The organism is Niabella beijingensis (assembly GCF_020034665.1).
Lineage (GTDB): Bacteria > Bacteroidota > Bacteroidia > Chitinophagales > Chitinophagaceae > Niabella > Niabella beijingensis.
On sequence record NZ_JAIQDI010000001.1, the window covers coordinates 125,497 to 146,815 of the forward strand.

Annotated in this window: 12 protein-coding genes; 1 reads left to right on the forward strand and 11 read right to left on the reverse strand. The window is 46.2% G+C overall.

The genetic code is table 11. The features are described 5' to 3' along the window. Positions 1 to 192: 192 nt before the first annotated feature. From K7B07_RS00500 to K7B07_RS00550, 11 genes are all read right to left on the reverse strand, one after another. A complete protein-coding gene (locus K7B07_RS00500; protein ID WP_223706463.1) occupies positions 193 to 1,344 on the reverse strand; it encodes a DUF4998 domain-containing protein in 1,152 nt (383 codons plus the stop codon). A 23-nt stretch (positions 1,345 to 1,367) separates the two neighbouring features. Continuing rightward, entirely contained in the window at positions 1,368 to 2,594 is a 1,227-nt protein-coding gene (locus K7B07_RS00505) for a DUF4959 domain-containing protein (protein ID WP_223706465.1), read from the reverse strand. Between the two features lie 80 nt (positions 2,595 to 2,674). Continuing rightward, positions 2,675 to 4,633 (reverse strand): RagB/SusD family nutrient uptake outer membrane protein, encoded by a 1,959-nt coding sequence (locus K7B07_RS00510; protein WP_223706467.1) that lies wholly within the window; start codon positions 4,631 to 4,633, stop codon positions 2,675 to 2,677. A 12-nt stretch (positions 4,634 to 4,645) separates the two neighbouring features. Next, positions 4,646 to 7,771: a SusC/RagA family TonB-linked outer membrane protein gene (locus K7B07_RS00515; protein ID WP_223706469.1), complete on the reverse strand. Its 3,126-nt coding sequence runs from the start codon at positions 7,769 to 7,771 to the stop codon at positions 4,646 to 4,648. Between the two features lie 453 nt (positions 7,772 to 8,224). After that, the gene (locus K7B07_RS00520; protein WP_223706471.1) at positions 8,225 to 10,378 is read right to left on the reverse strand and encodes a hypothetical protein; all 2,154 of its coding nucleotides are present in this window, start codon (positions 10,376 to 10,378) and stop codon (positions 8,225 to 8,227) included. A 20-nt stretch (positions 10,379 to 10,398) separates the two neighbouring features. Continuing rightward, positions 10,399 to 11,214: a DUF3823 domain-containing protein gene (locus K7B07_RS00525; RefSeq protein ID WP_223706474.1), complete on the reverse strand. Its 816-nt coding sequence runs from the start codon at positions 11,212 to 11,214 to the stop codon at positions 10,399 to 10,401. A gap of 34 nt (positions 11,215 to 11,248) precedes the next feature. Further along, the gene (locus K7B07_RS00530) at positions 11,249 to 13,306 is read right to left on the reverse strand and encodes a RagB/SusD family nutrient uptake outer membrane protein (protein ID WP_223706476.1); all 2,058 of its coding nucleotides are present in this window, start codon (positions 13,304 to 13,306) and stop codon (positions 11,249 to 11,251) included. A gap of 11 nt (positions 13,307 to 13,317) precedes the next feature. Beyond that, positions 13,318 to 16,446, reverse strand: a complete 3,129-nt coding sequence (locus tag K7B07_RS00535; RefSeq protein WP_223706478.1) for a SusC/RagA family TonB-linked outer membrane protein — start codon at positions 16,444 to 16,446, stop codon at positions 13,318 to 13,320. A gap of 352 nt (positions 16,447 to 16,798) precedes the next feature. After that, entirely contained in the window at positions 16,799 to 17,809 is a 1,011-nt protein-coding gene (locus K7B07_RS00540) for a LacI family DNA-binding transcriptional regulator (protein ID WP_223706480.1), read from the reverse strand. Between the two features lie 408 nt (positions 17,810 to 18,217). Next, positions 18,218 to 18,538 (reverse strand): thioredoxin, encoded by a 321-nt coding sequence (gene trxA / locus K7B07_RS00545; protein ID WP_018626163.1) that lies wholly within the window; start codon positions 18,536 to 18,538, stop codon positions 18,218 to 18,220. A 145-nt stretch (positions 18,539 to 18,683) separates the two neighbouring features. Continuing rightward, the gene (locus K7B07_RS00550) at positions 18,684 to 19,925 is read right to left on the reverse strand and encodes a nucleoside permease (RefSeq protein WP_277355654.1); all 1,242 of its coding nucleotides are present in this window, start codon (positions 19,923 to 19,925) and stop codon (positions 18,684 to 18,686) included. Between the two features lie 214 nt (positions 19,926 to 20,139). Between K7B07_RS00550 and mqnE the strand changes: the two genes are divergently transcribed. Continuing rightward, complete coding sequence (gene mqnE, locus K7B07_RS00555) at positions 20,140 to 21,288, forward strand: aminofutalosine synthase MqnE (RefSeq protein ID WP_223706484.1); 1,149 nt, start codon at positions 20,140 to 20,142, stop codon at positions 21,286 to 21,288. Positions 21,289 to 21,319 lie beyond the last annotated feature (31 nt).

Below are 21,319 nucleotides of genomic sequence, written 5' to 3' on the forward strand. Positions count from 1 at the left end.
ACCAAACAATTCCCAATTTTGAGCGTTGCCTGTCGTATTCACTATTACATGATACCAGCTTTATTATAACAGTATCCCTTTCCTGGATAACAGAATAAACCCAGGTGATCGTACTGCGCCTGGGTTATTTTAATCTGTATGACTGCCCGGAACCCGGTTGCAGGAGCACCGGGTCTTTTTGCTGCGGTGCTCCTATTTAAGCAGCAATCGCCACTCACCTAATTGAAAGAGGTCATTGCCATTGTTTTCGGTTATTGCTAGGCGGTAAAACTTATAGGCGGTACTATTATTTATAGTATATATATATGCCGTGGTGCGTTGACTAAAAAGCTGATTGGTCTGTGTATCCAATACCGTCCATTGTGTTCCGTTTTGAGAGGCCTCCAAACGCCACGACTTGGGATCCCGGCCCGGCGCATCATCACCTGTAGACAATAAGTAGGCATTAACCACAGAGGGTGCAAAAAGCTCCTGTTGTATCCAAAAATCGGAAGCATATCCACCAATAAGAAACTTGGTCCGCGGATCAAAGTCCATGACCTTGGTAGATCCTTCATTTCCTTCAGGTCCTCCCCCATTTTCCTTATTTGCAGTGAGTATCGCTCCCAGGGACTGTTCCTGTCCGTAATAGGGATCGGCAGTGGCCGGCACACTCACTTCTATTTTTTCATCCAGCCATACTGTATCAAGTATCGGAATGCCGTTCATTTTTGGGATGACCTTAAAACTGATATCGATGGGGTTGATCTCCCCGGATTTTAAACCCTGCATAACGATATTGGATTTCTCATTCAGTGTTCCCTGATGCAGCACACCTGTTTTATCTTTATAGGAATATTTGAGGCCATAATAATCAAGCAAAAATGATGATAAGCCGCCCGGCCAGCTCAACGCAGCAGCATCGGGTGTTGCTGTAATCTTTGGAGGCGATATGGTTAAATTTTCTTTCTCACCTTCTGTATAAGGGATTAAAGCGATCTCCTGAGGTATCGATTTATTGCCGTTGTCATCAATTGTATAAGCTTTGATCCTGTAAAGTTTCGACTCGGAAAGGCCTGTTATACTAATCCAGGACGTGAGTGTATCAACTGTTACCGTTTTCCCGTCGTATTCAAAAACCGACTTGGTCGCTTTACCCAGCTTCATCTGGCTTGCCGGTATGCGGCTGCGGTCTTTCATAAAATCCAGCTCAATACGTTCAAAGCCGACACGACCGATCAGGGTGTCAAATTTCCCGGGATACACGGTTTCTCCTGCATACTTTTCTATATTGTCGTACATTTTGCTGCAGGACACGACGATGAGCAAAAGCAATAAAAAGGGTATAAGTAATTTCTTGTTCATGATATTAAATTTAAGGCAGCAAATCAGTTGGCTTTCTTACCAAACAGAGTTATTTCCGAAAGGCAGTTGGCGTCATCCAATGTATAATCTCCGCCAAACCCTTTTACAGCTTCATACCGGAACCAGCGGGTAGGTTTGGTATACTGTGGATTATCGGGGTACATATATGCCATATCGCCGGCTTCGCCTTTTTTCACAAATTCCAGTTCGGTCAAGCCCTGGGGTTCAAGTACCTTATTTTCTGTTACAAATTCCCATTCATTTTTTGCATCGTCCCACACATAAATCTTGTATATCCCTACATTTTCATACCTGTAATACTGGCCCCGGCTGACGTTTTGCAACCCACCGGAGTGGCGTTGTACTGTAATGATACGGCTGATCTGGTAGTGCGCGCCAAGATCGATAATAAAATTCCAGGGCATATTACCATCCGCCGATCTTCCTGTTCTGCCCCTGCCGGCCGTATGCATAAAGTTCAGATTATCCCCTTTATCGATCATCCCGTCAATCACCTTAGAATTTCTGCCTTCCAGGCCATTTCCAAAAACCATCGGTACGCCTCCAATAGAATCATCGGGACTTGGTAATGTCCAGTTTTGTTTAGGTATTTCTATATCCTCCAGCAAAGTAAGTTCTCCTTTGCTGATGGTTTCGGTTATATTGCCATAGAGATCTTCCACCCGCACACCAACTTTTACTTTTTCATTTGTGCCCAGGACCAGGTCATTAATAAATTTCCGGTCCGTTGGCGTATTGGAAGAAAAGACCGTGGTCAGTTTTCTGTTTTCCCCGTTTAATTTAAATTCATAATCCACATACACATTAATATTCTGCTCCAGCTCGTTTGTCCAGTCGAGAAAGAAAGAACTGAAACCTGGTTTTGCCTCGATAGTACTGGCTACACGGGAATAGGCAGGTTCGAGCGGAGTTACTGTAACATCAAGTGGTTCCGACCGGTTGCCGGCCCTGTCCACAGCAAAAAGCTGTACCTTGTATTCGTTTATACTGCCAAACCCGTATACATCCAGTGAATCTACAAAGTAGGATGACATAAACGTGAATGATTTACCATCGGATTTGGTATATACCGCCTCTACTCCAAGCAGGTCTTCATCTTTAGGCAGCGTATAAAAGAAACGCGCACCTCCATACAGCGGCTTGTACTCGTTAAGGGTAACCTTGCCCGGAGGGGTAGAGTCGTTGCCCTGTGTTTCAAACCTTTCTTTTTTCTTGCAGCTTGTAAACACGGCTGCCAATATTAAAAACAGAAAACAATAACGCTTATTAAAATTCATATTGTTATCATTTACAGATTTATCTTTTTTTTTTACCAACCCGGGTTTTGAATCAATTTCCCGTTTGTATTCATTTCATTCAAATCAATTGGGGTCAAACAGTCGTTAATCGTAAACCTGCGCTCCTGTTTTACCTGCAATCTGAAAAAGTCCTGACCATTGGTGCCAGCATGATTCCAGCCCCAGATTGGCGCCGAAAATACAGCCGGTGCTCTTTTATGTCTTAGCATATCCCAATAATGCTGGCCCTCAAAAGCAAATTCAACCGAACGCTCCTGCAGGATGATATCCCTTAACCCTTCTTTAGTTAAATGTTTACCCGGGGTACGGCACACACTTCCATTCGCCCAGACTGTTTGTACATCGGGAATGCCCGCCCTGCGACGTATTTTGTTTATTTCCTCATATACCTGAGCGCTGGGACCCGAATATTCATTTAATGCTTCAGCTTTCATCAGGTAAAGATCAGCCATCCGGATGATCGGGTAGGGATATTTAACCGTTCGTTGCCAGGCACCGGATTGCGATTCGGGATGTACAAACTTTTTAACACCTATTCCTGTAGCGAAATAATCGGTAGTATGCTGAGAAGAGTTAAAGCCGCCATCACGATTCGCATACATTATAGTATTTATCCTTACGGTATGTGTTCTCCAATACCCCCCTGTTATGGCCAGGTTTGCGTAAAAACGGGGTTCCCGGTTCAAATAAAGATTAATGGTTTCCACATTGGGCTGCATGATACCTCTCAGCGGTTCATATTCGGATGTTCCATCTCCCGGTGTGCGGGTGATATTTTGTCGGGTGCTCATATTAAAGGTAAGATCTTCTTCAATAGGCAGCCCGTTTTTGGTGTAGTAACGTTCGGCCATTTGATAGGTAGCCCCCAGCCATTGCCAGGAAAATCCCGGGTTGTTTATTACCCCATCTCCGTACCCTTCGGGCAACCGCATATTGGAACCATGCGGAATTTCACCGCCACCATAATAATCGATATTGGAGTTGCCCCAAACCACTTCTTTATTCCAGGGATCTACGATCAGCATCCTGAGATCATACAGCTTTTGCATATTGGCTCCGTTTTTATCAAATGCAGTCCTGTCATATAGATAAGGCACTTTGTCAAACGTATAAAGCCCCTTCCCGTTAGCTTCTGCAATTGCAATCGCTTCATTTATCGCGTCAATTGCCAGTTTCCATTTTTCATTATCATACTGCTGCGGAAAAAACGGTTCGCCTTTTTCATTTACAAAATCACCATAGTATTCTCTGTTCCCGTTAAAAAACGGGCTGGCTCTGAAGAATAAGATACGTGCTTTTATAGCTTTTGCCACAATCTGGTCGATCTGTCCTGCTTCATTTTCACCGGCCCTTTCGTCCAGTAACGGGATGGCCTCATTAATCAGGTTTAGAATGTAGGTAAAACAGTCCTCTACTTTTGACCTGGGAAGAAAAAGCTCTTCTGTGGGTGTTTCAGGTTCAGCAATTTTATCGGGTATCACAATGGGGCCGTAGCGCTCTACCAGCAGGAACATATAATAAGCTTTCAGCATTTTCACCTGGGCCTTCCAATCGCTGCGTTCTACTTCGGTCATATCCCGCACTCTGTCTATATTAGCCAAAAACACATCAGCCTGCCTGATGGCCTGGTACATAGGCCTGCCGCCCTGCGTGCCCGACCATAATCCCAATTGCGGTGAACTCTGCGATTGCAGGCCCCGCATGATCCGCATTGCTCTTAATAAACCCGTATTGTCATTATAATCCAGTCGTCCGATCCATTCATCGCCCAGGGTCCAGGTGGTTGCATGCACATCTCCATCTTTAGGCATATAGCTGTACACTTTTGCCAAAGCATTCCAGGCATCCTCCCGGAGCGTAAAAATATTCTCCAGCTTTAGGGTATTGTCCGGTACCAGATCAAGATATTTTTTACAGGATGCCGGAGCCGCAAGTATTATAAAAAAGGTGATATATTTAATAACTTTCATTTGACTGATTTTTTATAATGATAATTGAAACCCGATATTGAATCTTCTGTTAGGCGGATACCCCAGGCCCCTGCTCCCCATTTCCGGATCCCATAGTTTAAACGAACTGAATATTAACGGATTCTCGGTACTCACGTAAAACCGGCTACCTGATTTTATTTTCCACCGGCTGAGATTGGGTGTATAGCCCAGCTCCACCGACCTTAATTTTAAAAAAGAACCATCGCGCAGCCACCACGAGGATTGCTGCATATTATTTTCAAGCGGATCGGCAGAAAGCCGGGGCCAAAACGCGTGTACATTGGGGTTGGTCTCGCTCCAGTAATCATCGCCAATTATCGCCAACGCATTTCTCCGGTTTGCAAATGGCGCAATACCGTCTCTGGGATCACCGCCCCCCCTGCTTTCCGCGGTAGCATCAATAAAAAATGACGTGCGGGCATTACCGTTGAAGAAAAAATTAAAATCAACCGTTTTATACACAATGGTAGCACCAAACCCGTATTGTATTTCGGGGACGGTCGGGAACCCAAGTGCCACCCTGTCGTTATCATTAATCACACCGTCCCCGTTAATATCCTTATACTTTATATCCCCTGCCATATATCTTCCGAAATCCTGCACCGGCGAGTTCTTCATTTCGTAATCATCAACAAACAGTCTTTCCGCCACCAGTCCCCACTGCTGATTAATATTGCTGCCCAGTCGTTTTAAGTATTTGTCGGGGTAATCCTTTTCATCAATTTTTACCAGTTTATTGGTAGCATAGGTAAAGTTGGCTCTCAGGTTGATGTACCAATCCGCAGTAATGCTCTTGGTATAATCAATCGATGCATCGATCCCCTTTGACGCCACTTCGCCAACATTCCCACTGATGGCGGCTTCCAGACCTGCTGTTGCCGGAAAATTCTGCCGGGGCATATAAATATTCCGTCTGTTATCCTTAAAGAAATCGATCGTGGTTTTTAAGGACTCTTTAAACAGGTTCAGTTCCAACCCTGCATTCCATTTTTCCGATTGTTCCCAGGTAATATTGGGATTGGCATAACGCCGGATCAAAAAGCCCGGATAAGCATTCATAAACGATTCGCCCCAGCGGTAGCCATCATTAAAAATATTTGTGCTGTACGCTACGTCTGAAAGATAAAAGAAACGGCCACTTCTGCCGGCAATGGCATCGTTACCCACCAAGCCCCAGGAGCCACGCAGCTTAAGGGTGCTTATCACATCTTTGTAAGGTTCCCAAAAGTCTTCGTTAGATACCATCCACCCACCACCTACTGACGGGAAAAAACCAAAGCGCTGTGCCCCGGTAAATTTTTCCGAGCCATTATACGCATAGGCAAACTCCAGAAAATAACGGTTATCGTAGGTATAGTTGGCACGACCTGAGTTACCCATATTCCGCTCTGGAAGTGTTTCGTAAATAGATGTGCTGTTACCGGCAGTAAGCAACTTATTCTGCCACATACCCACCGTCATTAAAGAGATATTGTGTTTGCCGATTATTTTATCCCAGTTAAATCTCGCTTCGAAATAATAAAGAGCATCGCCATCTCTCGAAGGGTTTACATCTCCTAAGTAGGCCTGACCGGTTGTCGGATTCAACGGAAAAAGTGTATGTGCCCGGGTGACCTGATTGTACGAGTCCAATTCATACAAATACGGGAAGTAGCTCCGCGTGCCGGTATACTTGTTCCAGGTAGTGGCAGATGCTTTTCCCTGAAATTTGAGACCCTTTACAATAAAATCCAGATCCTGCATTAAAGTTGCCTGCGCTGTAATGGTACTCTCATTTCTTTCGTCATATCCCCTCACCATTTGCGCATACGGGTTTACCTTCAGCCCGCCGTTTACAAAAGTGCTGCCAAACAAAATATGCTCAGTAAAAAGATTGGCCGAATCAGGCTCATAATAAGCTGGAAAATCAACCGGATTACTGTTCATTACATTTCTGAACAGGTCGCTTGCCGATATAAACGGCCCTTTATAGCCTTCAAACCGTCCCTGTATCCGGGTATCCAACTTTGTTGTGGGAGTCAGTTTAAAAATCACATTCGACCGGATCAACCATCTGCTGATATCTATATTATTATTAAAATTATTCCTTGGGTCTACTTTTAAAAGGCCCGTTTCTTTATCCATCCCAAATGATACATAATAAGTGGCCACCTGCCCGCCGCCTCCCAGGTTGATATTAGCTTTTGTATTGGTTGTTGAGTTTTTAAACAGCTCTTTTTGCCAGTCTATATTAGGGTATATCATAGGGTTTTCGCCATTAGCGGTAGACTGTATTTTTTGTTCGGAATAAAAGGTACCCAACGCCGGATCCCGCGATACACGGGCTTCGTTATAAAGCCGCATGTACTGGACTCCATCAAGCATTTTTACTTTCCGGGTAGGTGTAGCAACGTTTACATCTATCCGTGCATTTACAGCGATCTTTCCTTCCTTGCCCGTTTTTGTATTTACTATGATTATTCCATTGGCCCCCCGAGCTCCGTACAACGATGTGGCCAGCGCATCCTTCATAATAGAGAAGGATTCGATATCATCGGGCAACAGGCGTGCCAGGTTATCAGTAGAAGACTCAAATCCATCAATAAGAATAAGCGGCGCTGCCTGATATCCAAAGGTAGTTACCCCCCGCACAAAAAACTGCGCATTGTCAGCCCCCGGCTCGCCGGTATTCTGATAAGAGATAAGACCCGGAATGCGTCCTGCAAAGGCACTGGTGAGGTTTGATGCCGGCACTCTTAAATCTTTGGTGTTTACGGTAGTGATTGCACCTACAACACTGGCCTTCTTCTGTTTACCAAAGGCAACAACGGTCACTTCTTCCATTCCGGATGTAGCATCATACATCAATATGTTCAGAATACTTTTTTCGCCCACCACTTCCTTATGTTCGTTCTTACCTATAAATGTAAACAAAAGCGTATCCCCAATTGTGGCGTTAATTTTAAACTCACCATTATCGTCGGTAGTGGCAGTGGCCGGCGCCTTTATGACACTTACAGTGACCCCGGCCAACGGGGCATTATCAGTTGCATTTTTAACAACACCGGATATGGTTTTCGTTTGGCCATAGCTAACCCCGTAGCAGCAAATAAATAAAAGCACTCCTATTACTTTCATATTACCATTTTGTGTTTAATTACTTGCAATGATATCCCATAAAGCGAAGCAATCAAGTACGTTGATTCATGCAAAAAATGCAGCAACCCCTAAAATTTGTTTAGGACCAGGTATCAAACATACCAATCGATACTACTTAACAGAATAGCAAGCTTTAATCGTTAATTTGATTTAATAATCGTATTAGTTATAGTTTATTTCTTCAGAAAGCGTTCCAGGCTATGGATACAATCATATAAAAGACCATCTCTCAATCCTTAAACCGAAGTTACGCTTAATCGTTTAATTTTTCAAATTAAATCCCATATTTATTGAATAAAAAAAACGCAGATAAAAAGACCATAATATTCAATTTGTTATTGCTCTATTTTACATCCGCTTTTAACTTCGCAGCTGTATGTATCATATAAATTCACCGACTCTTTGATAACAACAAGGTTCAACCAACTCCTCTTAAAAGTGCATCGCAACTACTACCCCCTCACTACTGTTCTCAAACTGAAGCAGGAGGGTTTTCGATGTCGCGTCCCAATGCTTACCTGCGGGAGTAACAACCGTCCCGCCCTCACTCAGCGTTAGCTGTTTAGGTTCCGATGGCAGGTAAATACGTATGGCGTTCTGGGTTCCGGACGGACTCTTCATCAAAAAGCTATAGTCCCCATCCTGATAAGACTCATTATATGCCCGCCCCGCAGCTGCCAGGATCTTTGGCCGGTCTGTTTTTACAGTTTTCAGATCGTATAAGAATGCTTGCTGGCCCGGCTGTATCGTTTTACCAGGCAGAACCGGTAATTCAGGATCGAACAGATCGATTACGGGGCCACTGACTGTCAGCGGTCGTTTATCAGTGTTCTCATCAAGTGTTGCGGCAATCACATAAGGGCCTCTTTTTAACAAAAAGGAATTTTTATGTTCCAGCTTCCCCGCACGGGCAAGCGTTTCATATGCTTTTTTTACTTCATCCAAAAACGGCTGGTCACGACCAGCATCCAGCACCAGTTCCTTGGGATCCATCCGGTTTACCATCACCCAGCCTTTACCCGTTTTTACAAAACCCTGCTGTCCTTCTTTCCAACCCAGCAACCGGAAAAGATCCGCTGAGGGGGATTTATAAGTAAGTCCGTTGCTGTTCCACCATTCCTTTACGGATTGAAACGGATCATTGTCCCTTCCATAGTAAAGCAGCACGCCGCCGGAACGCACCCAACGGTCCAGCGCCTGGTGGTATTCCTGTTTCAGCGGTTTCATATTGGCATAGCTCATGATCAGCACCCGGATATCCCGGAGTGTATTTTCATTTTCAAGATTCTCCATATGTACCGTTTCCACCGGAACTCCGTTCTTGAGCAATGGCAGCGCCATACCATAAAAATTCGAGAGCTGGGGATCCTCATAGCCGGCATGGGTCGGAAAACGCTGGAACATCATGGAATTGGAAACCAGCACGCCGATGCCATGACTTCCGCTGATCTTGTTGGGGGATACAGGGATTTCATTCAATGCGTTTACCATCACCTGCATCTGTGTGGCATATGCTTTTGAGATCGGGTGCCGCGTCGTATCGTTTTCCAGTTTAAAACGCCCCAGGTAGATACGGTTCGGCCAGGGCATCACCTCATAATCAGCCACTGTCGGATACAGCAGCTGCGCTGTAAAAGTGGCCTGGTAGTTCTTCTTATAATCGTCCCAGGTGCGGGGCCAGTCCTCGATCGGATCAGTAAGGAAAAACATCTTTTTACCGGTGGGCGCTGTCATCGAAACCATGGAACCATATTCAAGAAAAGCGTTCTCAAACACCCGTTCTTTTTTTACCCCGTTATAATACACGGGCTCACGTGAAGTACCGGTCCATACCTGGGCGATATAACCGTCCATATCTTTAAGCGAGGCCAGACTGGCTTCCGGACTTACGATCCTCCAGGAGGAATAATTCAGCAATGAATGCGTCGGTACATAACAGCGCACCTCCTTTCCCTGGCTGCGGGCATAGGATTTTACATAGGCAAAGGCTTCCCGGAGTGCGTTTAGGTACAGATGATATTTAAGTTTGGAGGAAAGGTAAGTAGCTTCCGGCGATTCGTGTTGTGGTTGCCAGGGAGCATTGTAATACTGCTGCCATTCTTTCTTAAATGCCGCACTGTATCCCGCTCTTGCCCAGAATTCGGGTTCTTCGAGATGAATGGCCGTCACACCCGCATCAATAGCCCGTTTCAGGTGCGTTTTGATATAGTTGAGATAATTTTGCGACGGAACGATATACGGCACGTCCTTTCCATGCCAGATCGTATCGCCATTCTGCTGCACCTGCCCCTCATCAAAATGCTGCTTTCCATCGAATGTCCCTTTGAAATAATCCTGGTATTGGCCCCAGGCAATGCCCGTCATAAAATGTACCTGGTATCCCTTATCCCGCCATCCTTTGACCCGCTCTTCAAATCCGCCGCCGGCATCATTTACTCCATAAACAATGGCAATATCCGACCGTACATCATACGCCGGATTCCAGGGAGCCGCTATCTGAAAAGCAGTTTTTTCCTGTGCATGTCCGCTGAATGCAATAAATAAAAAGATAACGAGTCCGGTTACAGATAATCGAAGCTGGTTCATGGCTAAATTTTAAGCTGGTTTTAGGGGATATCCACACGTGCTGCTGCATTATAATTATGCCGTTTGATATTTTCCGTGGCATAATTTATACGTGCCGCAGCGCGTATAAATACCGTCCGTCCCGAAGGAATGGTCTCCTGCGTTGTAATGGTGATCGGTTGTCCCAGGAGGGCCTCAAAATCATTTCCCGAATATTCGTTGATCACAGAATACCGGTTATCCCATTCGCGGTACCCGACATAGGGCACCTGGCTTACAAACAGCCGCACATCCGTCACCTGCAGCATTTCATCCAGTTCGGCATCGCTGTAGTTTCCCATAGGCCCGATCTTGGCTTTAAAATCGGCCGGACTTACCGCCCGGGTCACTTTCACCGTAGCAGTGATTTTTCCGTTGGCCACTGATGGCGTGCCCACCCATTCAAGTTTAAGGAAAGGCTGTACTTTAAATTCCAGCTCTGTCACGCCTTTTATGTCCAGTGTTTTTGATTCATTGGCAATGGTGTCTCCGTTATCATTTAATCGTACCAGGGGGATAAAGGCTCCGTCCACTCTTACATTGTAAGTTCCTTTAAAAACTTTTGTATTCTGAAAGACCCCTTCCTTCATACAGAAGAAATCAAGATTTTCCGGGTTGGCGGCGGTCCAGCTCAGTTCCCGCATCCGCACCCTTGTGCCCTCGCTTCCCTGATCGGTCAGCACCGGTTCCCCGGTAGCTACATCCACTACCCTTCCCTTCAGCGTTTCTTTGGGCTCGTCGTAATTATCGATCTTTGTGCAGGAAAAGATTCCCGCAAGTAAAACACTGTTCAAAATGATATAATATAATCTTTTCATACCTTATTTTTTATGATTGTAGCACTGCATCCGCTTACCGGCCGGGTTGCTGATCGATAACCGGACTTTTATTTACTTCATCAGAAGGAATCAGGAAATAATATTCCGGTTCTGTAAACCGGAAGCGCTTGCGGGCTTCCTCAAAACCGGCATCAAAGAAGTACTTATTGGCCACAGATGAGTAAAACGGATATAATCCTCTGTAATAAGCACCATCCGCCTGTGTAAAGCCGTTCAGCATATCCGAGTGCTGGGTGCGCCACCTGCGGATGTCCCAGAGGATCTTATTTTCAAATGCCAGTTCTTTCCGGCGTTCCTTACGGATCACTTTCAATCCCGGAGCGCCCAAGATATCACCCGCACTCACCAGCGGATCTGCGCCTGCTCTTTCACGGATGTCTTTAATGGCATTGTAAGCAACCGTCTGCAGGTCATCTCCTTCATAGGATTTTTCACCGGCAAGCATCAGCTCTGCCGCTGCTTCCGCCGCATTCAGCAACACCTCGGCATACCGCATCAGGATGAATGACTGTTCTGATCTTCCTTCCAGCACCAGTGATTGCGGCATATTCGGGTTCAGCCATTTGCGGATGGTGAACCCGGTAAAAGCGGCGGTCATATCCGAGTTGCCAAAGGGACCACTTTTACCTCCGCCATTCATCTCCGTTCCGTTGAGCAGCTTCACCACTTCATGTGTGGTGCCATTCTGTGAGAGAAACAGTGATTTGTTACCGGCAAAGGCCCCCTTTGCAGTATAGGCATCTACCTGGTTATAGGTCTGCGGACCGGCGATCGAATAGTTGGTGCTTCCGTTCACCGTGCGCAACGGGGCAATACCACCCGTTACCGGTCCGGTAAAAATGCCACGGCGAATTTCGATCTCTTCCTTTTTAAACACATCCCCCGGCAGGATCACATAGGCACGTAATCTTGGTTCTGCATTGGCGAAAAGATCCGTTACCTTATCATACAGCACATACTTCCCGTTAGCGTCCAGCACCTTTATGGTTCCGTTGGGATTTTTGGGAATCCCGTCAAACAATTCGACAAAGTCAAGCGTAGGGCAATTACCAGCGGAATAACCGCTTCCTCCCATCAACTGGCGCGGAATATTATACGAATCAAACCCATGTGCCAGGTCCGGGAACTTATAATCCTTGGTATAAATGTTTTCGGGGCTGGATGCATCAAAGAACATATCCACCATGTTCTGGTATTGCGCTTCTTTATTATTGGCTGCCCATGTCTTTTTGTATAAAGAATATTTTCCCGATTTTACTATAGCGCTTGCCGCTTTATACGCTTCTGTAAAATATTTCTTTGCGGCCACTTCCGATTGGGCATCAAAACCGATCACCCGTACCTTGGTTTTTTGTCCAAAGCCGGTGATTTCATTGTACTTTGCCACAGAGCCGGCAAACAACATGGCCTCCGATTTAAAGGCAAGCGCCACGTATTTATTGGCATATCCTTTTACAGGACTGGCCTCCGGCAGGAATTCCGCGGCTTTGTCAAAATCTGCCAGCACCTGGTTCCAGGTTTCTTCTTCGCTGGAACGGGGAATTTCCAGTTCTGCCGCCGGGCTCTCCGGATACTTCAGCACTTTTGTTACCAGGGGAACCCCGCCATATCTTTTCGCCAATGCATAAAATACCATAGCCCGGGCAAAATAAGCTTCGCCATTATACTGATTAAATTCAGCTTCGCTGAAATTGGACTTATACTTTGGCAGTGTATCCAGAAGAATGTTTGCATCCCTCAACAAATTAAAGCCCCTCACCCAATATGCACCGTTGCGGGCCCATCCTTCAGAGGTCATGGCCTCACCCGCATCCCGTCCCAATGAAGAGCCTTCGTTGGTTCCAGGGGTTACCAGCCAGTCATCGAAGAATTGGCGGGCCGGAGAATATTTAAAATCTTCAAAAGGCATCTGGCTGTACATCCGGGATAGATACAGTATCATCCCTTTTGGAGAAGAAAACAACTCCTCTTCTTCCACAATATTCTTTGGCGGAATATCCAGGAATTTTTTACAGGAGCTGACTAAACAAAAAAGACTCAGCAATGCATATGTAAAATATTTTATTCTCATTGGTCAGAATTTTAAAAGGTAACATTTAAACCAACCGAAACTGTCTTATTCAACGGATACAGGTAGCCATAAGTATCACTCGGATGCTCCGGATCTATATACCGCACCTTTGTGAATGTAAGCAGATTGTATGCATTCACATAGAAGCGCGTATTTTTTACCGCAAGTCTTTTTAACCATTTCTCAGGCAGCGAGTAGCCCAGTTCCACCGATTTCAGGCGGAGATAAGCGCCATTAACGGAATTATAGGAAGATCCTGCATCCGGCAAAGTTCCGGTATAACCATAATACCCCGGGATCCACTCCGTCTTAGGGTCATAGGGGTCCGCCTTGGGATCTTTTGGATGCCAGCGATCCATAAATTGTACCATTGCCCCGGACTCACTATTGCCCCACAGGGGTTGATACAGTTGCTCTACGTATTGCACGGTGGAAAGTGCCGACCCCTGGAGGAGGAAGAACAGATCAATCCCTTTATAAGAAAAGCTGGCGGAAAAGCCATAATTGATCCAGGGCGTTGAACTCAGCTGATAGGGATGCCGGTCGAGGTCATTGATCTCTCCGTCCCCGTTCCAGTCCTCATAGCGGTAATCCCCCGGCAATGTGCCACGCCCCACATATACCGGGCTGTTCCAGATCTCCTCCCAGGACTCATAGCGGCCATCACCGGTATAGCCCCACCATATATTCTGCAGGCGGTCGTTCTGGTTATTTCTCCAGTTGGAATAGGAGCTCCCGTTAGGCCCTCTTTCCACATATAACGCTTTTATGCGGGCATAAGAAAAAATACCACTTAAGCTATAGGCCATCTCTCCAATATTATTATTGTGTGTGATCTGAAAATCATACCCATAATTCAGATCGCTGTTCAGGTTCTCTTCGGGTAGTGCAGCTCCAACCACGGTCGGTATACCGCCATTACGCGCAGACAACAGACCATCCCGCCTCCTGTTGAAATAATCAAATGTAATCCCCAGCAAACCGTTCCAGCCTACAAAATCGATCCCGGCGTCAAACGATTTGGAAGTAAACCAGGTTATCGAGGGATTGATGATCCCTTTATTATTGGCACTGGCAACAAAATTTCCGTCAAACACATAGCCGCCGGTAAAATTCCTGGTGTCGGTATTGGAAGGGTACACATATCCCGGCGCCCATTGATAAGCAGAGGCACCGTCATCTCCCATTGTACCATAGGAGGCACGCAATTTCAGCTGCTTCACAAATGAAAGGGCCGTCGCATTCTTAAAAAAGGGCTCCTCGGATATCCGCCACCCCACTGAAGCTCCCGGAAAGAAACCCCATTGATACCCTCCGGCAAACTTTGATGATCCATCATAACGGAACAGGAACTCGGCAAGGTATTTATTGTTAAATGCATAATTCAATCTGCCGGCCAGACCCACATTGGCATTTTCGTAAAAATCTCCCGGTTCCGTACTCATCCGGCCTTGCTGGTTCAGTGAAATACCCGCAAACAAATAAGGAAGCTGCAATGCCAGATCTCTCTGGGCTATAAAATTATCTCCTTCCCTTTTCTGTACTTCCCAGATCAGCGCACCATCTACCTGATGCCGGTTATTAAATACCCGGTTGTAGTTAAGTGAGGTCTGACTAAGAAGCTGCGAATAAAAATAAGCTTCCCGGGTTACACGGTCAGGGGATTGCCGGGTAAAAGTAGCATACTCCTTGGTCGTTTCATCATACCGGTACTGCTTATACTCCTTCTGATAATAGTTCCTGTTGGAAATGGAATAATCATAGCTGAACAATGTTTTAGCATATAAGCCTGTTACACCCGGGATATCATACCTTAAACTTAAAACAGGCTGCACCCAGCTGTTTTTGTAAACCCGGTAACCATTTATATCCTTGTCCATAAACGATATCGGGTTATCTCCTTCAATCAACCCATGATAAGGTCTTGTGGGATCATCATTTGCATAGGCTGGTATGTGAGGCCCCTGTCTCCAGAACCCCCGGATGATCCACCAGGCGCTCTGATAAGGCTGATTGATCGTTTCTGAAACAAGATTAATGTTTGCATCCAGGGTGAATCGCTTACCAACTTTTGCGGTAACACTGGTCCGCAGGTTGTATTTATTATAGTTCAGGTCATTGGTCTGAAAAAAGCTGCTCTGATTCAGGTACCCGCCTCCGACATAATACTGAATCTTTTCATTCCCTCCGGTCACACTTAAGTTATGTTGGGTTTGCGGTGCCGACTTGGCAAAGACCAGCGGATACCAGTCGTAGCTTTTTTTCTTACCGCTTCTGTAATCCTCAAATGCCTGATCGTTATAAACCGGGGAACCTCCGTTGATGTTGTGCATGGCAGCCTCATTGCGCAAGGTCATGTATTCATAAATGTCCACTGTTTTTGGCAACCCCGAAGGGAACTGCCACATAAAGCTGCCATCATAGGATAAAATACTTTCGTTGTTCTTACCCTTTTTTGTTGTAATCAACACAACACCATTCGCAGAACGTACACCATAAATAGCAGCAGATGCATCTTTTAACACTGAAATATTTTCAATATCATTTGCATTCATCCGCTGAAAATCGGCATTAGAACGGGGCACTCCGTCTATGATAATCAGCGGAGATCCGAACCCTCTTATATCAAACGCATTATTGAACGCACCCGGCTCCGCAGTTTTCTGAACGATACGCACACCGGGCACTTTTCCCGTCAGCATATTCTGGGGATTCTCATTTTTGGTGGTCCGGATGTCCTCCCCTTTTATAGAAGAGACGGCCCCGGTAAGTGAAGACTTCTTCTGGGTACCGTATCCTACCACCACCACTTCATCCATCGAGCTGTCGGCGGTCAGCAGCATGGTGATATCAAAATTCAGCGCAGATCCCACCGTTATTTCCTGCGACCGGTAGCCGACCGCGGAAAAGACCAGTACCGCCGTATTACTGGGCACACTGATGCCGAACGTGCCCTGGTCGTTGGTAATGGTACCTGCCGTACTGTTCTTCACCTGTACGCTCACCCCCTGTAACGGGAGGTTCTGGTCGTCCTTTACAACACCGGTAACCCTTTTCAATGAATCCGTCCCCTGGCCAGCTGATTTTTTACTGCAGACGGCAAATACGGTCACGAGCAGCAGCAACAGAAAATACTTCATAAAAAATGATTAATTGTTGGTTTAATATCAAACATGCAATACAATCCCGTTCTGCCGTTGCGTTGCTGCAGCGGACGGGCGTGCGAAGTTGCTGTTCTTTCAAACTTATGATGCGACGCACTTCCAGGGTATACCTTCCGTTCTGCGGGCGTCTGACGTGCACGAAGTACTTGTACACTATTAAACGGAACAGGGCTTAGTGAAACATCATACGAACCTCAATCGTTAAAGCAACTTTTTTTATGTTAAAGCCGGTTCTGATTTCAGAAAAAGCGTTAACTGATTCAATGTCAGCAAAATCGTTTTTGCGATACCATGAAATTAAGACACTGTTGTGAATTAACAAAATTTTTTATACTGAATTCCGTAAAATAAGTTCGGGGGGAATCAGGATGCCTTCCTGTGCCGGCTTTTTCTTCTGTCCGCTGATCTGATCCAGCAGCAGCCGCATAGCCTCAGCAGCAATTTCCTGCACCGGCTGGCTGATCACCGAGATGGCAGGAGATGAAAAGCGAAAAAGGTCGGTGTCATCAAAACTCAGTACCGATACCCGTCCGGGTATGGCAATGTCCAGGTCCTTTAATGCCTTTATACCAAACATTCCCAGGTAATTCGTTGCAAAAATAATGGCATCGATCTCTGTATGTTTCTGAAGGAAATTACGGATACGCGGCTCATATTGTGCCTTATCCTGGTAATAGGGCAACCGCAATAAAAGCTTCTTTTGAAAAAGTCCCCGGGTACGCATCACTTCCACAAAGCCCCGCTCCCGCTCTTCCATCTGCACCTGGCTCGTGGCAACATTTACAAATGCGAGCTGCTTTTTGCCCTTCCCGATCAGGTATTCTGTGGCCTGGCTTACGCCGGCATAGTTATCTACAAGGGCAAAGGGAATTTCTTCTCCGGGAAAGTACCGGTCGATCAGCACCAGTGGTTTGCGGGTCTTCTTTAAGGCCTGCACACTGGCCTTCATCCCGGTGGACGGGGTGATCAAAAAACCATCCACCTGCTTTGCCAGCAGCTGTATCAGGTCATTGCCCCTTTCGTCGCTGTTTTCCGTACTTCCGTAAACCACTCGGTAGCCGACCTTTGCCGCAACCGATTCCACAGATTTGGCGAGCGATGCAAAAAAGGCGTTCGCGATATCTTCCACGATCAGACCGATCACATGTGTTTTCCCTGTGCGCAGACTGGCAGCAGCCCGGTTGGGGATATACCCGGTTTTTTTGATGATGGCCTGAACATGCTTTACCATCTCTTCGCTGATGCGCATTTCCTGGTGCTTTCCGTTTACAACAAAAGAAACGGTGGACGGCGCCACACCGGCAAGCCGGGCAATATCTTTGATGGATAAATGTTTCACTAAATGATCAGGATCTGCTGTTCAGCAACGGGTGCTGCCCCAATGCAGAAGTGATAAAATTAATTGTTTTTATCATTTACACCCCGTCTCCGGAAATTTTTCTTGTAAAACCACTCCCCCGACCTTTAAACGGACCCAGGGGTTCAATACCCTGTAACCCGTATCCCTGCTGCATTCCGGACAAAAACTGTTCCGCCCCGTGCAGGCCGGGCATTTTTGCGCAACCGGTTTCCCAGCGACCAGTTTTGCCGCCTGTATCCGAAAACCTGCAAACAGCTTACCGGCATTAATAAAAAACGGGGATCAAGCCGTTATCAGGATGCCGGCCCCATTCCGCATCTGTTGATCCCCACAGCAAAAAGCCCCGGGATATCGCATCCCGGGGCTTAATAATAAACTAGACTGCTATCAGTTCAGATGTGATTCGATTTTCTTTACAAAATTGCCCTTGGGCTGCGCACCTACCAGCTTATCAACCACCTGGCCGTTTTTAATGAACAGGATCGCCGGAATAGATGTGATTCCGTAATTCATGGAAACCTGCGGGTTTACATCCACATTCACTTTACCGATGTTCACTTTACCCTCGTATTCCTTTGACAATTCTTCAATTACGGGACCAATAGCGCGACAGGGACCGCACCATTCAGCCCAGAAATCCACTACCGTTAATTTATCAGAATCCAGTACCTCTGCCTGAAAATTGGAATCATTAAATTCTTTTGCCATTTGAAATATTTTAATTGATTTAATTGTTGATAAAGAATAACAAATTTAGTTCCCATTTAAATAACAGGCAATATTGACAAAAAGTTGTGAAGAAAATGTCAATACAGGTAAACCGCCTGACAAATGACCGCTAACGGCTGTTCATCTAGTGGCCGGCGACCTTCTCAACCGCCTGTGGATTGTGCCGGTGTTTAAAAAGTACGGCAAAAAGGACCGCCACCACAAGAGAATAGCCGGCGAAACTCAGCCAGATATCATGCCAGTTCATTGCTCCGTTTGCAGCAGTAAAAAATTTCTGGATCACGATACCACTGATCACGCTTCCCAGAACAGCGCCGATTCCATTCGTCATCATCATGAAAATGCCCTGGGCGCTTGCCCGGATGGAGGGGCTGCTCTGTGTTTCTACAAATAATGAACCCGATATATTAAAAAAGTCGAACGCCATTCCATAAATAATACAGGAAAGTATGATCATCCAAAGTCCTTCAGCCGGGTTTCCATAAGCAAATAAGCCAAACCGCAGCACCCAGGCTATCATACTGATCAGCATCACCTGTTTGATCCCAAATCGTTTCAGGAAAAAAGGAATTGCCAGGATAAACAACGTTTCTGATATCTGCGAAATAGACATAATGATGGCCGGGTATTTAACGGCAATAGTGTCTTTATATTCCAGAACCTTATCAAAATCGTGCAAAAAAGTGTCTCCATAAGCATTCGTAAGCTGAAGCGCCGCACCCAGCAGCATGGAAAAAATAAAGAACAGCGCCATTTTCCGGTTCCGGAACAGCGAAAACATGTCTTTACCCATACGGGCTCCTGCCTCTTTATTGGATTGCCCCTTTAATGGAGGCGGACATTTGGGCAAGGTGAAAGAATAAACGGCCAGTAAAAAAGAAGCTCCGGCCGCAACATAAAACTGACCGGCAGTTTTTTCAAGTTTTAGCAAACTGACCGTCCACATTGCAGCAATAAATCCGATTGTTCCCCAAACCCTTATTGGCGGAAAATCTTTTACCACATCTTTGCCTACATTTTTTAAAGAAGTATAGGAGACGCTGTTTGCCAACGAGATCGTGGGCATGTAAAAAATCATATTGACCAGCATGACCGGGAACATGGTCACCGGACTGTCTACCAGCGGCACCAGCATCAGCACCAGTCCACCCATCAAATGTGAAATGCCCAATAATTTTTCTGCGTTAATCACCCGGTCGGCAAGCATTCCCATTACCGTAGGCATAAACAAAGCCGAGATTCCCATCGTGGAAAAGATCGCCCCGAACTCACCACCTGACCATTTTTTGGTTTGAAACCAATACGCGCCAATCGTAATCAACCAGGCTCCCCAGATAAAGAATTGCAAGAAGCTTAAGATAGTCAATCTGAATTTTAAACTCATAGTAAACTTTAGTTTTCTGTCCTGCGATACAGCGATTGAAGATAACTATTAAACCCGAAGTTTTTGCAGATTCCACCTAACAAATGTTCTTTGGTTTTGCAGACCAACAGGAAATCTTCAGTCTTAAAACAACCGGCCAGGCCACTCCGGTACAGACCTAAAACGAAAAGCGTTAAATTTGCAAAAAATACGCAGCATGACAACAGTGTTAGAGACCCATTTTTTACCTGAAGATACCGACCTGAAAAATATAGCCCGGAAAGTTTACGATAACCAGCGCATCACCGACGAAGAGGCCCTCCTGCTTTTTGAGAAAGGCAGCCTGGGATTTGTAGGTTCCCTGGCCAATTTCGTACGCGAAAGGCTGCATGGCGATGCTACTTACTTTAACCGGAATTTTCATATAGAACCCACCAATGCCTGCATCTATACCTGCAATTTTTGCAGCTACAGCCGCCTGTATGCCCACAGGGACGAGGCCTGGGAACTGGGCCTGGAGCAGATGATGGACATCGTAAAAAAATACGACAATGAACCGGTGACCGAAGTGCACATTGTGGGCGGAGTACACCCGAAAATGAACCTGGAATTTTTTGCAGAACTGCTCCGCAAGATCAGGGAGCACCGGCCGGAGCTTCATATAAAAGGATTTACAGCCGTAGAGCTGGATTACATGTTCCGGAAGGCAAAAAAAACCGTTGCCGAAGGCATGCAATACCTCAAAGATGCCGGTCTGGAAAGCCTCCCCGGCGGAGGGGCCGAGATCTTTGCACCCGGCGTCCGCGAACAGATCTGCCCGGATAAAGTGGACGCCGAAGGATGGCTGAAGATCCATGAAACGGCGCACAACCTCGGCATGCATACCAACGCCACCATGCTGTACGGACATGTTGAGCGTTTTGAGGACCGCGTGGACCATATGCGCCGCCTGCGCGAGCTGCAGGACCGGACAGGAGGTTTTAACACCTTTATTCCCCTGAAATTCCGCAATAAGGACAATGACATGAGCCATATTCCGGAATCCACCCTGGTGGAAGATATGCGGCTCTACGCGATCGCACGCATCTATATGGACAATTTCCCGCACCTGAAGGCCTACTGGCCGATGCTGGGGCGTCAGAATGCACAGCTGTCCCTTTCTTTTGGGGTGAATGACCTGGATGGTACCATTGACGATACCACAAAAATATATTCGATGGCCGGGTCGGAGGAACAGACCCCTTCCATGTCCACCGAAGACCTCGTAATACTGATCCGCCAGGCCAAACGCAAACCAGTGGAAAGAGGTACTCTTTATAATGTGATAAAAGACTACGGCACAGAAGAGCTGGTTCATGAACAATAAGCTTTCAGCTGCCGCCAATGCACGATGAAGC

Coding starts and splice junctions, on each gene's coding strand:
- mqnE (WP_223706484.1), top strand. CDS start 20,140: ATGACAACAGTGTTAGAGACCCATTTTTTACCTGAAGATACCGACCTG.
- K7B07_RS00510 (WP_223706467.1), bottom strand. CDS start 4,633: ATGAAAGTTATTAAATATATCACCTTTTTTATAATACTTGCGGCTCCG.
- K7B07_RS00530 (WP_223706476.1), bottom strand. CDS start 13,306: ATGAGAATAAAATATTTTACATATGCATTGCTGAGTCTTTTTTGTTTA.
- K7B07_RS00525 (WP_223706474.1), bottom strand. CDS start 11,214: ATGAAAAGATTATATTATATCATTTTGAACAGTGTTTTACTTGCGGGA.
- K7B07_RS00500 (WP_223706463.1), bottom strand. CDS start 1,344: ATGAACAAGAAATTACTTATACCCTTTTTATTGCTTTTGCTCATCGTC.
- K7B07_RS00520 (WP_223706471.1), bottom strand. CDS start 10,378: ATGAACCAGCTTCGATTATCTGTAACCGGACTCGTTATCTTTTTATTT.
- trxA (WP_018626163.1), bottom strand. CDS start 18,538: ATGGCAAAAGAATTTAATGATTCCAATTTTCAGGCAGAGGTACTGGAT.
- K7B07_RS00515 (WP_223706469.1), bottom strand. CDS start 7,771: ATGAAAGTAATAGGAGTGCTTTTATTTATTTGCTGCTACGGGGTTAGC.
- K7B07_RS00535 (WP_223706478.1), bottom strand. CDS start 16,446: ATGAAGTATTTTCTGTTGCTGCTGCTCGTGACCGTATTTGCCGTCTGC.